The 15,413-nt window shown below is 65.6% G+C and carries 13 protein-coding genes; 5 read left to right on the top strand and 8 right to left on the bottom strand.

Features of this window, described 5'->3' with window-relative positions:
• Positions 1–119: 119 nt before the first annotated feature.
• The 3 genes from ABWO90_RS11240 to ABWO90_RS11230 form a co-directional block, all read right to left on the bottom strand.
• On the bottom strand, positions 120–2,228 hold the full coding sequence (locus tag ABWO90_RS11240) for a MacB family efflux pump subunit (protein WP_353191308.1): 2,109 nt from the start codon (positions 2,226–2,228) through the stop codon (positions 120–122).
• A complete protein-coding gene (gene macA, locus ABWO90_RS11235; RefSeq protein WP_353191307.1) occupies positions 2,225–3,397 on the bottom strand; it encodes a macrolide transporter subunit MacA in 1,173 nt (390 codons plus the stop codon). The genes ABWO90_RS11240 and macA overlap by 4 nt, the downstream gene beginning before the upstream one ends.
• A 146-nt stretch (positions 3,398–3,543) precedes the next feature.
• Positions 3,544–4,176 (bottom strand): hypothetical protein, encoded by a 633-nt coding sequence (locus ABWO90_RS11230; RefSeq protein ID WP_353191306.1) that lies wholly within the window; start codon positions 4,174–4,176, stop codon positions 3,544–3,546.
• A gap of 279 nt (positions 4,177–4,455) precedes the next feature.
• Between ABWO90_RS11230 and ABWO90_RS11225 the strand changes: the two genes are divergently transcribed.
• Genes ABWO90_RS11225 through ABWO90_RS11215 form a run of 3 tightly spaced genes read left to right on the top strand, consistent with a single transcriptional unit; the run spans position 4,456 to position 6,898 of the window.
• The gene (locus tag ABWO90_RS11225; RefSeq protein ID WP_353191305.1) at positions 4,456–4,677 is read left to right on the top strand and encodes a hypothetical protein; all 222 of its coding nucleotides are present in this window, start codon (positions 4,456–4,458) and stop codon (positions 4,675–4,677) included.
• 17 nt (positions 4,678–4,694) lie between these two features.
• On the top strand, positions 4,695–5,543 hold the full coding sequence (locus ABWO90_RS11220) for a response regulator (protein ID WP_353191304.1): 849 nt from the start codon (positions 4,695–4,697) through the stop codon (positions 5,541–5,543).
• Positions 5,540–6,898, top strand: a complete 1,359-nt coding sequence (locus ABWO90_RS11215; RefSeq protein WP_353191303.1) for an ATP-binding protein — start codon at positions 5,540–5,542, stop codon at positions 6,896–6,898. Before ABWO90_RS11220 ends, ABWO90_RS11215 begins: the two co-directional genes overlap by 4 nt.
• A gap of 50 nt (positions 6,899–6,948) precedes the next feature.
• Here ABWO90_RS11215 and ppk2 read toward each other — a convergent pair whose 3' ends face one another.
• Positions 6,949–7,875, bottom strand: coding sequence for a polyphosphate kinase 2 (gene ppk2 / locus ABWO90_RS11210; protein WP_353191302.1), 927 nt, complete (start codon positions 7,873–7,875; stop codon positions 6,949–6,951).
• A gap of 351 nt (positions 7,876–8,226) precedes the next feature.
• On the opposite strand from ppk2, the gene ABWO90_RS11205 reads away from it, so the two are divergent.
• Entirely contained in the window at positions 8,227–9,243 is a 1,017-nt protein-coding gene (locus tag ABWO90_RS11205; RefSeq protein ID WP_353191301.1) for a transporter, read from the top strand.
• A gap of 410 nt (positions 9,244–9,653) precedes the next feature.
• Complete coding sequence (locus ABWO90_RS11200) at positions 9,654–11,849, top strand: putative bifunctional diguanylate cyclase/phosphodiesterase (RefSeq protein ID WP_353191300.1); 2,196 nt, start codon at positions 9,654–9,656, stop codon at positions 11,847–11,849.
• A 74-nt stretch (positions 11,850–11,923) separates the two neighbouring features.
• On the opposite strand, the gene ABWO90_RS11195 is transcribed toward ABWO90_RS11200, so the two are convergent.
• From ABWO90_RS11195 to ABWO90_RS11180, 4 genes are all read right to left on the bottom strand, one after another.
• Entirely contained in the window at positions 11,924–12,340 is a 417-nt protein-coding gene (locus ABWO90_RS11195) for a VOC family protein (RefSeq protein ID WP_353191299.1), read from the bottom strand.
• Complete coding sequence (locus ABWO90_RS11190; RefSeq protein WP_353191298.1) at positions 12,337–12,909, bottom strand: helix-turn-helix domain-containing protein; 573 nt, start codon at positions 12,907–12,909, stop codon at positions 12,337–12,339. The genes ABWO90_RS11195 and ABWO90_RS11190 overlap by 4 nt, the downstream gene beginning before the upstream one ends.
• 35 nt (positions 12,910–12,944) lie before the next feature.
• A complete protein-coding gene (locus ABWO90_RS11185) occupies positions 12,945–14,225 on the bottom strand; it encodes an autotransporter strand-loop-strand O-heptosyltransferase (RefSeq protein ID WP_353191297.1) in 1,281 nt (426 codons plus the stop codon).
• A gap of 138 nt (positions 14,226–14,363) precedes the next feature.
• The gene (locus ABWO90_RS11180; protein WP_353191296.1) at positions 14,364–15,326 is read right to left on the bottom strand and encodes a LysR family transcriptional regulator; all 963 of its coding nucleotides are present in this window, start codon (positions 15,324–15,326) and stop codon (positions 14,364–14,366) included.
• Positions 15,327–15,413 lie beyond the last annotated feature (87 nt).

The following is a 15,413-nucleotide window of genomic DNA, read 5'->3' as shown; positions in this document are numbered from 1 at the left end:
GAAGGGAGCAGGCCATTGAATCTGTCAAAAAGACCCCCGCGCGCGACACCGAATCGCGCGCGGGGTATGAAAGCCATCCCGCACCTGAGGGGGCACAGCGGGACGGTTGGGGGGCAGGTTCATTCGCGCGCCAGGGCGTCGACCGGGTCGAGCCGTGCGGCGCTGCGTGCGGGCCACCAGCCGCTGATCACGCCGATGGCGCAGGCACACGCGACCGCGGCAGCGAAGGTGTTGACGGAGAACACCACGGACACCTGCGGCACGGCGTGCACCACGAGCCAGCCGATCGCATAGGACAGTGCCACGCCCACGGCGCCGCCCATCAGGCAGACGAGCACCGCTTCGATCAGAAACTGTCTGAGAATGTCCTGACGGCGTGCGCCGATGGCGCGCCGGATGCCGATCTCCCGGGTACGCTCCGTCACCGAGACCAGCATGATGTTCATCACGCCGATGCCACCGACCACGAGCGAGATCAGCGCCACGAACGAGAGCAGCAGCGTGAGCATCTGACTCGTGCGCGAGATCGACTTCACGATGGTGTCCATGTTGAACGTGAAGAAGTCTTTCTGGCCGTGCGCGCGCGTGAGCACGCGAATGATCCCGGCCTCGGCGGCCGACGGCGGATGACCGTCGAGAATGCGCACCGTGATCGACTCCAGATGCTGCTGACCGGCCAGACGGCTCGCCACGGTCGTCCACGGCACGTACACGTTGTTCTGGCGGCTCACGAACATCGATGAGCGATCGCGCACCACGCCGATGATCCGCAACGGCAGCGAGCCTGCGAGCACGATCTGGCCGATGGGATCGCCGCCGTTGGGCAGCAGCTTCCTGAGCGTGTTCTCGCCGAGCAGCGCGACCTGCGCCTGACGTTCGACCTCGGTGGCGTCGAAGCTGCGCCCGAGGGCGAGCTTCAGGCCGTTGGCACGCAGGAAGTCGGCGCCTTCGCCGTGAACCTGCGCGTCGGTATCGAGACGCCCGAAGCGCATGCGCGTGGTGCGCGGGCCGACTTGCGGCGTCACGCTGTCGGTGTACGGCTGGGCGCGCAGCAATGCGGCGTCGCGCGGTAGCAGCGTGCGAATCTCGGCGGCCTTGTCGTCGTTGAAGTCCTTGCCACGCAACACCGTGATCGTGTTCGGCGCGATGTTGCCGATGTCGTTGAGCACGCGTTGCTTGGTGCCTTCGCCGATGGCCGAGAGCGAGACGACCGACGTGATGCCGATGACGATGCCGAGCATCGTCAGGCCCGTGCGCAGCCGGTGCGAGGCCAGCGCGTGCCACGCCATGGAAAGACTCTCGGAAAACGTCGGCCAACCGCTCAGCCAGCGGGCCGGCCCGCTACGGCGAGGCGTGACGGCAGGCGTCACGCCGACTGACGAAGACGCCGCGTCACGTTGCGGCGTGCCCGGCGCATACGTGGCCGTGGCAGGTTTTCCCCCGGCGACGAATGACGCCGATTCGGACGATCCGACGGAATTGACCGTTTCGGCGAATTTGCCCTCATGCGACCCCGTCGGCACATGCGGCGTCTCGTTCATCCGGTCGCGCACGATGCGTCCGTCCGCGATCTCGATGACGCGCTGCGCCCATGCCGCGACGCCCGGATCGTGCGTCACGAGAATGATCGTATGCCCACGCGCGTGCAGCTCGCGCAGGATGTGCATGACCTCGAGACCGCTGTGGCTATCGAGTGCGCCGGTCGGTTCGTCGGCGAGGATGATGTCGCCGCCGTTCATCAGCGCCCGCGCGATACTCACGCGTTGCTGTTGCCCGCCGGACATCTGCGACGGCCGATGCGACAGGTGCCGGCCGAGTCCGAGGCGATCCAGCAGCGCGGCCGATTGCGCCGAGCGGCGCGCCCTCGGTGTGCCGGCATACACGGCGGGCACTTCCACGTTGCCCTGTGCCGTGAGGTGACCCATCAGGTGGTAGCGCTGGAAGATGAAGCCGAAGTGCTCGCGACGCAGTTCCGCGAGTGCGTCGTCGGAGAGCGAGGCTACGTCGCGACCCTCGATTTGGTAGTGCCCGGCGCTCGCGCGATCCAGGCAGCCGAGCACGTTCATCAGCGTCGATTTGCCCGAACCGGACGGCCCCATGATCGCGACCATCTCGCCGCGGGCGATCTCGAGCTCGACGTCGCGCAGCACGGTGACCGCGCCCACGCCTTCGCCGAAGGTGCGCGAAACGCCCGTGAGGCGCAGCAGAGCCGCCGGCGGATGCGTCACAGCAGCGTCCCCGAGTCGGCGCTGCCCGGTGGCGGCGCGTCGGTCGGATCGGCGGTGATCACGCGCTCGCCCTCGAACAGCCCGTCGAGCGCCTGCGCCGTGAGCCGGTTGTCGAGCCCGACCTTGACCCAGCGCACTTGTGCGTTGCCCTTGCCGTCGAGCACACGCACGCGATAGCGGCCGTCGGCGCGCTTTTCGCCGAGGGCGACGGAGGGGAACGTCAGCGCGTTCGCAATATGCGCGCGCACGATCGACACCTGTGCCGTCATGTCGGGACGCAATACGCCGTGCGGATTGGGCACGTCGAACAACGCGTTGAAGAAGATGGCGTTGTTGATCTTTTCGGGCGAGGGTTGAATGACGCGCAGCTTGCCTTCGTAACGCGTTTCCGGCGCGCCGAGAATCGTGAAGTACACGCGCTGCCCTTCACGAATGCGTACGACGTCGGCCTCCGAGACCTGCGCGCGGATCGTCATCTGCGACAGATCGGCGACCTTCAGGATGGTCGGGATCTGATAGATCGCGGTGACCGTCTGGCCTTCCTGCGTGGTGATCGCGGTGACCGTACCGGTGAGCGGGGCGGTAATGCGCGTGTACGAAAGGTTCGTGCGTGCCTTGTCGACCTTCACCTTCTGCTGACCGATCTGCGAGTCGAGCGACGCGACTTCGGCCGTCAACGCTTCGAACTCGGTGCGCGCCTTCTCCAGATCGCGGGGCGACGTTGCCTCGTCGCGCGACAACTGTCGCTGACGCGCGAACTCGCGTTCGGCCTGCCCGAGCCGGATCGCCTTGGCGCGACGGTCTTGCGAAAGCGTGATCAACCCCGCCGTGGCTTCGCGCAGATCGTTTTCGCTCGATGTCGGATCGATTTCCGCAAGCAACTGCCCCTTCGTGACCGGGTCGCCCAGCACGACCTTGAGCGAGCGCAATTGCCCGTTGGCCTGCGAGCCGACCTCCACCTGCTTGATCGGCTGCAGCACGCCGGTGGCGAGCACGGCATCTTCGAGATTGCCGCGCGTGACCTTCGCACTCAGATAGGCGGGCGGTTTGGCGCGCGGCCACTGCCACACGAGCAGGCCGACGAGCAGCGCCAGTGCTGCAGCGCCAAGTTTGCGACGGCGAGTCAGACGAAACGCGGAGACAGCGGGAAACGTGGAGAAAAGCGTCATCGATCAGGAAAAGGCCAATCGCTGCCACGAGATGCGGAAGCTATTGGCGATCCTAATCAAAGGGGGCTGCGCAAACTGTTTTCAGTTGTTGGGACTTTGTGAACAGAGTTGACCGGGCGGGCGCCTCCCGGAAATGCAGGGACGCCTCACGGCAGCGGGCGAGCGCCCGCAGGCAGTTCGGGGTGATCGGGCGTGGGATACGTCAGGCGTGGCATGGGTGCCCCCGGTCGGCGCACGACGATCTGATCGACAACGGCCTCCACATCGGCCGTCTCGGCCAGCGCCTTGACGAATCTCGCCACCGGGAAGCCGGGCACCACGCAGCCCTGCACGACAATGATGCGACGCTGGAAGGTGAGCCAGAGCGACGTCTGCGCCGCCCAGGGAATCTCGGCCGCTATCGTGCTCAGTCGCCGCTGCGCGGATTCGGCGATCTCGGCGTCGTAGCGATAGCTGTTCGACAGGCGGCAGCGTCCTTCCAGCCAGCAGTGATTGCCTTTTTCGATGCGGTGATGGGCGTCGGCGAGCCAGTCCGATTCGCGCATGAACGGGCCAAGCGGCACCGGACAGTCGGGAATGGCCCGGGAAATGTGGAGAAACGGATCGCGGCCGAAGTTCTGCAGATCGACGCGCGTCGTCGCACCGGCCGCTGGCGCCGAAGCTGCGGGCGGCCCGCCGGACAAGGGCGGCGGCGCCGCCCGAACGCTACCGGTCAGCGCAAGGCCCATTGCCGCGAGCGTGGCCGCGCGGCTGCACAATGTGAAGATTGCTTGGCACATGCTGCCTCCCATGCCCCGGGCGGGCGATGCGGACAACGGGTTGGCTTCGGCGAAGGTTCGGCAAAGTGGCTATAATTGCGCGCTATATCGGATAACGTCGCTGATATTTGCGATTTTTCGATTTTCGACCGGTTGAGGTGGTCTTGCAAGCACTCTGCGCACCTTACCAATCCTTTCTGAAATAAGGATTGGACACGATTCTATTGGATGCTTCGGCCAACGCCGCATCGGACAGGCGAGCAAACTGCGGTGCATCTCGACACCGAGGGAGCACAAATCATGTCCATGGGTATAGGCGCGCCGAGTGCGGCGCTGCATCGGGCCTGGCGTTTGCCGGGCCAGGGATCGGCCTCGACGGTCGGCACGCATCGTGCGTCGTCGTCGCCGGATCGATTTTCCAACGCGTTGCGAGCGCTTTCCAGTACGCCGCAAACGCCCGCCGTGACGCAGGACAGCGCCGTGACGCTGTCGCAGGGCGCAGGCGCTTCGCGCCGAACTTAAATTACCGAGAGAAATTCATGAGTCTGCATGTTCTTCTGGTCGATGACGATCCCGTCGTTCGCGACCTGCTGCGCGAATTGCTGCATGCCAACGGCATGCAGGTCTCGGTGCTTCACAACGGTGCGTCGCTGATGCGCCGGCTGGAACTCGAGCGCCCGTCGGTCATTCTGCTCGACATCATGATGCCGGAGCGTGACGGCCTGCGGGCGTTGCAGGATCTGCGCGCGGCGGGTGAAGACATTCCGGTCATCATGCTGTCCGCCCGTGGTGGCCCGCTCGACCGGGCGCTCGGGCTGGAGCTGGGCGCCGACGACTATCTGGCCAAGCCATTCGATCCGCGCGAGCTGCTCGCCCGTATTCATGCCGTGCTGCGTCGTCGTGGCCCGGTGGCGGCGAGCGCGCCCGATGCGCGTGCGCCGTATCGCTTCGGCCCGTTCGAGCTCGATTACTCGCTGCGCACGTTGCAGCGCGAGGGGGAACGGTTGCCCCTGCGCGATACCGAATTTGCGATGCTCAAGGCGTTTACGCAGCATCCGATGCAGGTGCTGCCGCGCGTGAAGCTGCACGCCATGCTGTACGGCGACGGCATCACCTTCCGCGACCGTAGCCTGGACGTGCCGGTGTGGCGCCTGCGCCGCCTCATCGAAACCGATCCGTCGGAGCCGCGTTACATCCAGACGATTCGCGGCAAGGGCTATGTGTTCGTGCCGGGCGGTGAGTTGTCGGAGGATGCGACCTCCGACGTTCGCGAGCGCTCTGGCGGTGGCAGCATCGACGGCGACGACGACGTTGCCGCGCTGGCCTCACCCGCAACCGCGGCGACGACCAAGCGCTCTGCGCGCGGATGGCGGGAGTCGGCTGCGTGAACTTGCGTTGGTTGCTGCGCGACTCGTTGTTCGCGCGCATGGCATGGCTGGGCATTGCCGTCTTGCTGGTCATGCATCTGGTGTGGAGTGCGCTGGTGTTCTATCAGCGCCCGCGCCAGCAGGTCGACGGCTTCGCGCGTGGCCTGCTTATCGCCATTCAGAGCGTCGATCAGCATGCGGTGACGCCGGACAGTCTGGTGCCGCCGCACGGGCTCCGCCGCGTGCCCGTCGCCGAGGCGCCGGCGTTCACTGACGAAGTGAACGACGAGCGTGCGACGCGACTGCGTACCCAACTGCTCTCGCGCCTTCCGCCCGGCACGCAACTGCACATGGTGAACGAGCGCAAGCGCGGCAATCTGTGGGTGTTGCTGCCGAATCATACCGAGTGGATCGTGATCGGGCTCGACCTGCCGCCGATGCCGCCGTTCGTGCGCGAGACATTCGGCATTCTGCTCGGTGCGGTGCTGCTCGCCGTGCTCGTGGCCTGGCAAATGCAGCGCCCCATTGCGCGCGTGGCGCACGCGGCTCGCGTGATCGCGCGCGGACGCCGTCCGGCATTGCTCCCGGAGCAGGGGCCGCACGAATTGCGCGATCTGGCGCATGCGTTCAACGACATGGCCAAGCGCCTGGCGGAAGCCGAAGACAATCAGGCCATCATGCTCGCGGGCATTGCCCATGATCTGAAGTCGCCGCTCACACGTTTGCGTCTGCGTGCCGACCTGATCGACAGCGACGCCTCGCGCGACGGATTCGTGCGCGACATCAAGTCCATCGATCACATCGTCCAGCAGTTTCTCGCCTATGCGCGCGACGAGGCCGATACGAGCCCGCTCGTGGTCGTCGACGATTTCCTGCGGGTGCAATTTCCGGCGGAGGACGAGGCCGACACCTCGCCATCGTCGGACGCAAAGGCCACGCCTGCCGGCGACGACGCTGCCTTGTTCGTCAGCCACCTTCGCGCAGGTCCCGAGTTCATGCTGCCGCGCACGCTGCTCGATCGCGTGATGTCGAACCTCGTGGACAACGCGCTGGAACACGGTGAGCCGCCCGTGCGGCTTGCAACATGGCGCGAAGGCGCGGTGGGTGTGATCGAGGTGAGTGATTGCGGTGCAGGCATCGCCGAGGATCAGGTGGCGCTGGCGATGCGTCCGTTCGTGCGGCTCGACGCTTCGCGCGGTGGCGAAGGCCATTGCGGCCTTGGCTTGGCGCTTGTCGCCCGGCTTGTCGAAGGCCTCGGTGGCAACGTGCGGCTCGACAAATCGCCGGGCGGCGGTCTGCGGGTCACCTTGCACTTGCCGCTCACGCCCGCGCTGGGAGCGGCGGGCGTAGCGAGTATCTCGATGGCTCAGGCCTGATCGCCGGACGCGAAGTCGGCGACCCGAGCCATCGACATGGCGAGACCGGCTTAGTAGATCTCCGGCACGATGATGGCGTCCGGCACCGGGTGACGCATGTAATCGTCGCTGCGCGCACGCTCGGGCAGCACGACCGGCGAGCGCTCCACGTCGTGATACGGCACCTGTGCGAGCAGGTGGTGAATGCAGTTCAGGCGTGCGCGCTTCTTGTCGTCCGCCTGCACCACCCACCACGGCGCTTCGGGAATGTGGGTGCGCTCGAGCATCACTTCCTTGGCGACCGTGTACTTCTCCCAGCGCGTGCGGCTCTCGAGATCCATCGGGCTGAGCTTCCACTGCTTGAGCGGATCCTGAATCCGCGCCATGAAGCGTGCTTCCTGTTCCTCGTCCGAGATCGAGAACCAGTATTTGACGATCTGGATGCCGCTGCGCACGAGCATCTTCTCGAACTCCGGCACCGAGCGGAAGAACTCCTCGTACTCGGCGTCGGTACAAAAACCCATCACATGCTCCACGCCCGCGCGGTTGTACCAGCTGCGGTCGAACAGCACGATCTCGCCGGCGGCGGGCAGATGCTGCACGTAGCGCTGGAAATACCACTGCGTGCGCTCGCGATCGTTGGGGGCGGGCAGTGCCGCCACACGACAGACGCGAGGGTTCAGACGCTGCGTGATGCGCTTGATCGCGCCGCCCTTGCCGGCCGCGTCGCGCCCTTCGAAGATCACGACGAGCCGGTGACGGCTGCGGATCACCCAGTCCTGCAACTTCACGAGTTCGCCCTGAAGGCGGAACAGCTCACGGAAGTAGTGCAGACGGTCGCCGCGTGCGGCGTCGGTCAGATCGTTCAGGCCGGGCAGGCGAAGGTCGTCGATCTCCATCTCGATCTCTTCGTCGTAGCTGTCGATCAGGTCATCTTGAAGACGACGCGTGAGCATGGCGTTGTGGTCGGCGTCGGAATCGGAATCGAATTTGGTCATGGCGACGATCTCTTGCGAGCCAGAAAGCTTCAAGGGCACCCGTGCAGCGAGGGTGGCGGCGGGCAGATACGTTGCGCAATGTCGCGAGAAATCGTCGCGGGGACTGCGCGCCCGTAAGTGAATTCGAGTATGCGACGATTTTATGACACGCGCATGGCTATCGCGCTTGCCAATTCGAGTCGTTTCCCGGCGACGCCCCGTCCGGCGGGCGGAAGCGCTCGGTGCACGGCCCGCGAAGGGCGCGCACGACTGTCACATAAATGAAATATGACATTGTCATGATGGCAAGTCCCACCGCCATTTGACGGTGCGGCGCCCGTTCTCCCCCACGTTCGCACACACACCGCGCGCATGTTCGCTGACCTGGTTCACAACGCTTACGGCTGCGATCAGGCCGGCCTGATCTATGGCTATCGCTTCGTCGACGGCGCGCCGCCCGAGCCGATCGATTCCGGTGACGCGCTGGCATGGTTGGCGCAAGGCGCGCGTGCAGACGGCTTTCTGTGGCTGCATTTCAACTTCGCCCACGCCGCGTGCGAGAAGTGGTTGCAGCAGCATCTGGCGTTACCCGAAGAGTTCTACGAGAGCCTGAGCGAAGGCTCTCGCTCCACCCGCATCGAACACTCCGACGATTGGCTGCTCGCGGTGATAAACGATGTGATCTTCGCCTTCGACATTGCGCAGTCCGAGATTTCCACGCTGCGTGTCGCTGCCAACGCCCGCCTGCTCGTGACCGGACGCGTGAAGCCGCTTCGCTCGATCGACAAGCTGCGCGCATCGGTCAAGCGCGGTGACGCATTCCGCTCGCCGCTGGCGTTGCTCGTGCATCTGCTGCGCGATCAGGCGGATGTGCTCGAACGCATCGTGCGCGAGACCAGCCGCCGGGTGGACACCGTCGAGGATCGCCTGCTGCAGCAACGCATCGAGAGCAATCGCGCCGATCTCGGTTCGTTGCGGCGCGTGCTCGTGCGCCTGCAGCGGCTGTTGGCACCGGAGCCGGCGGCACTGTTCCGGCTACTCAGCCGTCCGCCCATCTGGGGGCATGCCGACGACGTGCAGGAGTTCCGACAGGCGACCGAGGAATTCGCCGTGGTGCTCAACGATCTCTCCGCGTTGCTCGAACGCATCAAGCTGCTGCAGGAGGAGATCGCAGCGATGGTCAGCGAGCGTACGGACCGCACCATCTACACGCTCACGGTCGTCACCGTGCTGGCGTTGCCGATCAACATCGTGGCGGGGTTCTTCGGCATGAACGTGGGCGGCATTCCGCTTGCGGATCATCCGCACGGCTTCTGGGTGCTGGTCGCGCTTGTGGCCACCGGTACGGCAGCGGCGGGATGGTGGGCGTTCCGGCGCCGGCCGGAATAGGCCGGAATAGGCTCGAATAGGCCGGCATTGGCGGAAATCGGCGGTGAAAGCGGATGCCGGCCGGCACAAGCGACTTAAAGAACATTTCAAACGAGAGCTTGAAAATGTGCTGAAGGCCCGTGCGCGACGGCGCCGGGCCGCGCCACCGTTCGTGCATCGGCCGATTGCTGCCGGGGAAACCGTATCGGGCCTCAGGTTTGAAAGTCCGTTGATCTGGAAAACGTAAGAAATCGTCTTTCTTTTATAATTCGAAAAATCGGACGCTGATGCTTCGGGGATGGTCGAGCATCGGGAATGTCTTTAAAGCGATAGGCATCGTGACCTTGAACCTGGGGTCCAAGGGTTTATGCCTGCGATTAAAAACGTCCGGAAAATGACGATAAATCCGCTTTCAGGCGAGGAGACCGACGATGAAGTGTCCCCCTGTATCGCCGATGGAAACCGAGAGGCTGGCCGCGCTGGCGGAATACGGTCTGGGAAGTGACCGTGCACTGCCGAGTCTCGATGCCGTCGTGCAAATCGCTGCGCGCATGTTCCATGTTCCGGTCGCAGCCGTGAACATGGTGGGCGACGATCAAGTGTTTTTCGCCGCCGCGACAGGCTTCACCACGCAAGGCGTTGACATGAGTCGCGACGCCTCCTTTTGCGCCCACGCCATTCTCGATGGCGACGTGATGGTCGTGCCCGACGCACAGGCCGATGAACGCTTCCACGACAACCCGCTCGTCACGGGCGCGACGAACGTGCGCTTCTACGCGGGCGTGCCGCTGTTGTCGGTGGGCGGACATGCGCTCGGCGCCATCTGCATCATCGACACGCAACCCAATCACCACTTTTCCGATATGGATTGCGAGCGCCTGCGCGAACTCGCGAAGATGGCGACGGACCGGCTCGAGTTGCGACGCGTCGAGCTCTTCATCGAGCGCGATCGCCATACATTCGCCGAGCCGGAGCGATGCTCGCCCACGGCGATGATCCGCTTCGGTGCGACCGGGGAAATCCTCGACTGGAATCAGGCGGCGGCGTCGCTCTACGGCTACGACCTGACCGAGGGTCGGGGGCGCGCTGTGCTGTCCCTTGTCTCGGAGCGAAGTCGCGCGCCGCTCTACAGTCATTTCGAGCAGGCCATTCTCGCCGGCACGGTGGACGGCATGACCATGCCGAGCGATCTGCTCGGGCTGCGTAAGGACGGCACCGTCTTTCCGATGAGCGTCGCGCTGTTCTGCTGGCGCGAAAACGGTGTGCCGACATTCAATGCACACGTCCATGATCTGGGCGTGGTGCGCGATGAGACGGAAGCCGAAACGCGGCTGGCCAACACCGACGCCCTCACGGGCGTGGCGAATCGCGCACGCTTCTATCGTGAAGCGGAAGGGGCGTCGGTCTGTCTGAACGGTGCGGCGGTCGTGATTCTGGATCTCGACGGTTTCAAGGACGTCAACGACACCCTCGGCCACGCGGTGGGCGACGGTATTCTGTGCGAGGTTTCGCGCCGGCTCGCAGCCGCGGCGCGACAGGTCGACACGATCGCGCGCGTGGGCGCCGACGAATTCGCGCTGCTGCTGCCCGGCGTGAGCACGGCCGCCGACGCGCGCCGACTGGCCGACGTCGCCCTTGCCGCCATTGCGGAGCCGATGCTCATCGACGGCTTTGCCGTGCGTGTGACGGCGTGCTGCGGCATTGCCGTCACGCCGCTGCATGCCCAGGAAGCGCTCAGCCTTATCAGCAATGCGAATCTGGCGCTGTCTCGCGCCAAGCGTCACGGCCCGAGCCAGGCGTTCGTGTTCGTCGATGCCCTGCGTACCGAAGCGGTGGAGCGCCGCGTCTACAACATCGAACTGCATCGCGCGGTGAGCGATGGTGAATTCGTGCTGTTCTACCAGCCGCAGATGGATCTGAACGACGGCTCGCTCACCGGCGCCGAGGCGCTGATTCGCTGGCGGCATCCGCAGCGCGGGTTGCTTTCGCCTGCAGCGTTTCTGCCCGCGCTCGAACGCGGGCCGCTCGCAGCGACCGTGGGGGCATGGGTGATCGACGAGGCCTGTGCGCAGGCGGCGTTCTGGCGTCGCAACGGTGCGCCGCATTTCCGCATGGGCGTGAATCTGTTCGGCTTGCAATTCCGCGTAGGCGACATCGTGGACGATGTGATGGCCGCCATCGCGCGGCACGGGTTGCCGCCGCATGCGCTCGAACTCGAAGTGACCGAGGGTATCGTGCTTGACGACGATGTCGTGCTCGATGCCTTGCGACGCCTGCGCGAGCAGGGCGTGGGGATTGCGTTCGACGACTTCGGCACTGGCTATGCGTCGATCAGCCAGCTCAGGCGCTATCCGCTCAGTCGCATCAAGCTCGACCGTTCGTTCGTACAGGGCATGATGGACTCGGCGCGCGACGCTTCGGTCGTGCGCGCACTCGTCGAGATGACGCGCAGCTTCGATTTGCGCACGATCGCCGAGGGAGTGGAAACGGTGCAACAACGTGACCAACTGCACCGCCTTGGCTGCGACGAGGGGCAGGGGTATCTGTTTGGCGTGCCGATGCCCGCGCAGGACTTTGGCGACACGTTCAATGTCGGGCTCGGCCGCGAGCGGCGGCACCGCGCCTGAGCGCCCGCCGCCATCGAGCGATACGATACCGCCGGGGCGGGCCGCCGGGCCCGCCAGCCCGGCGGCAGTCGCCGTCAGCCGGATGCCTTCGGCATCTGGATCATTTTCCAGCCGTTGCCGGCCGGATCGCGAAATCCCGCGTCGATGTTGCCGTAACGGTCGACCGGCTCCTGCGTGAACTCCACGCCCCTGGCCTTGAGTCGCGCATAGCTGTCGCGACAGTCGTCCACGTACAGCACGAGCGGTGGCATGGCCCCCTTGGCGACCATCGCATCGAGCGTGCGGGCGGTGGCCTCGTCGTGCGTCGGCGGGCCGGGTCGGAACAGGCCGAGCTGGAACGATGGCTGATCCGGATGCTGCACAGTGAGCCATCGATACGGGCCATTGCCCACATCCGTATGGACGCGAAAGCCGAGTTTGTCGACGTAAAACGCGAGGGCTGCATCCTGATCGTCGACGTAAAGTCCCACCACACCGATACCTGAGTTCATAAGGGCTCCTTGGTTGATGAACGGACTTTACCGGTACCCGCGCGACGGCGCTTCTCCAAAACTGCGATGTTGAGATCCGGGCGTTGGGCGGCTTTGAGGATGCACGCGGGCACCCGGTCCAGCGGTTCGGTGCCTTCGCGCGCGGCCGCACGGAAGGTGCTGGGCGTGTGACCGGTGATGTCGCGAAAGATCCGGCCGAAGGTGCCCACACTTTCCCAGCCGGTCGCCAGCGCGATATCGGTAATGCTGAGGTCCGTGTCGCGCAGCAGGGTATTGGCCTGTTCGATGCGCCGCGTGAGCAGGTAGCGGTGCGGCGGCAGGCCGAAGGCCCGCTTGAACGAGCGCGCGAAATGCGCCGCCGACGTGCCGCTCACGGCGGCGAGCCGCGTGACCGGCCAGGCTTCGTGCGATGCCGCGTCCATCCGATCCTTCGCACGCAGCAGGCGGCGCAGCAAGGCGGGGTCTTGCAGGGGCTCGGCGATGGCGGACGATGCGCCTTCGCCGGAGCGTTCGCGAGGCGCAGTGGGAGACTTGGGAGCCGTGGGAGCCTTGGGAGCCTTGGGAGCCATTAAGGATCGCAGTCGCTGTGGGGTCAATGAAGCGCCTAGTGTAGGCTCAATGCGCGATCCACGGCCGCAAGCACTGCCTCCGGCGTGATCTCCCTCGTGCATTCGAACGCGCGTGGCGTGCCCTTGTGACGCGGGCACCAGTGGAAGTCGTCGTGATCGTAGCGCAACGCCGGGTCGTGCCAGCAGCCGGTGCAAACGTCTTCGGCGATCACGCGGAAAGGCGTATCGAACTCGTTGTGCGGCAGCGTGAAGCCCGAGACGAGCACTGTGGGGGTGTCCATGGTCCACGCCAGCCACGACAACCCGCTCGACAGGCCGACGAAGGCTTTCGCATGCATCAGCCAGCGCGCCCGTTCGGTCAGCGGCTGATCGCCGGTGCCGTCGATGGCTCCTTCCGGAACCGTCTGCCAGAAGTCGCCCTTGCCATGCCTTGCCTTCAGGTCGATGCACACCACTTCCACGCCGCGTGCCCGGAGGCCCGTGACCACCGTCTCCCAGCCTTGCGGCCGGTTCCAGTACTTGCACTGCGCCGTGCTTTGCACTGCGATACAGACATACGGTGCGTCCATCGGGCGCGACGTGTCCGGCAACGCCGTGTTCGCGCGGGCCTCGGCGTCGTCCACGCCCAGGATGTGAGCCGCCGTGCGATGCAGGCCGGTCGCGCGGAAGTCGCGCGGCTGTTGTCGCAGGTCCTTGTCGTCGAAGAACAGGCCGACGTTGTATGTCGCGTAGTACTTGCGTCGTTCGACCTTGTCCTGCGCGACGAAATCCACGTCGGGATAAGCGTCGCGGAACAACGCGGCGACCGCCGGCGTGACCACGCACGCGAGACGGCAGCCGTGCACGTCGGCGAAACGCAGGGCGTAAGGCAGCCAGCCGAGCACGTCGCCGAGGGCGGCGAGGGGAAATTGCACCAGCACGTCCTGATCGCGGGCGTCGTAGCGGTGCTCGAACACGACCACGTCGTTCAGCCAGATCGTGATGGCATAAGGCACGTAGAACTTGGCCGGGCTGCGCACCACGCCGGAGGACAGGGAGACATCGGCCAGGGTCGCGTCGTCGCGCAGGTCGCTGATGCGCACGCGCCACGGCAGCGGCTGACCGAAGTCGGGAATCACCACGCGGGCGCCGTCGTTGAAATCGAAGCGCAGTCCGGCCGGGCCGACTTGCGTGGGCAGCAATGCGGGCGCGAGGAAAATCTGGTGCGGCGACGGCACGAAGGGCGTGACGACAGGGGCCGCTTCGGGGGGCACTGGCGCCGGGCAACCTTCGGAGGCCTTGCCGGATTCGGATGAGGAGGGGACGAAGTCGTTCATGCCCGACACCTTACGCGAGACGTCGCACGGCCAATCGTGGGGAAAGTGAGCGGAAACGGGCCCATTTCGCGAAATAGGCCGAATTTGGCGTGAGAAGACCTTTCCCTGCCTTTCCGGCAAAGACAGGCGATCACCGGCTTACGTCCCGTTCGTCATCGTCTGGTACTGGGCGCGCAGGGCCTGCGTGAACAGGCGATGCGTCTCGCGCGGGTCTTCGCGGCGCGTGAACATCGCCACGGGCGGCAGCGTCCACGTGAGCGACCACGGCACGATCGCCACCCCCGCAATGCGCACGAGTTCCTCGGCGATATCGGCGGGCAGCAGCGAGACGGCGCGCTCGCTGCTGGCGAGCAGCTCGCCCGTCAGGCGTGACGAAAAGCTTTCCACGATCGGCACCGGTGGCACCACGCCCGCGTGCAGGAACAGGTCGGACAGTTGATCGCGCATCGGCGTGTGAGGCGCACCCATGACCCAGTCGAGTTCCGCCAACTGTGCCCACACCGGGGCGCTGCGCCCGAGCCGGGCGGCCAGACGCCGGCTGGCGACCACCCGCGGCATCTGGTGATGCAGCACTTCGAACTGCACCTGCGTGAGATCGACGCTGGCCGCCGCGCGCCCGATCACCACGTCGAGCGTGTGATCGCGCAACTGCGCCATGAGCGCCTCGCTGGTGCCTTCGTGCAGGGTGACGGTCAGCCGTTGGGGAATCTGGGCAAGCGTTTGCTGAATCGCGGCGGCGAGCGTCTTGCCCGAGATATAGGGGATCACGCCGACCTGCAGGCGGGCGGCATGACCGGCCATTACCGCTTCGATGTCGCGCGTGAGGTGATCCAGATCATGGACCATCGCCTGTGCACGGGCGAGCACGACGTCGCCCAGCGGGGTCGGCGTCATGCCGCGCGGGGTGCGGTCGAAGAGCGGGCCGCCGAGCATGCTTTCCAGTTCGGCCAGGGCGCTGGTCACCGCCGGCTGGCTCGTCGCCATATGCTCGGCCACCCGCGTGAGCGAGCCGTGCTGCTGGATCTGCAGCAACAGCACGAGATGTCGCATCTTGAGTCGAGTGGTCAGCCGCCGGACCACTTCCCCCGTATCGAAAGGCACCGCCCCCATCTGTCCTGAATCCCCCGAAACCGCCGAAAGCCCCGATCTACCGGGCGCATAACGAAAACATGATGCCCCCATAGTAAT

This window comes from Pandoraea pnomenusa (genome assembly GCF_040391475.1).
GTDB lineage: Bacteria > Pseudomonadota > Gammaproteobacteria > Burkholderiales > Burkholderiaceae > Pandoraea > Pandoraea pnomenusa_C.
This window is presented reverse-complemented; position numbering and strand designations above follow the sequence as displayed.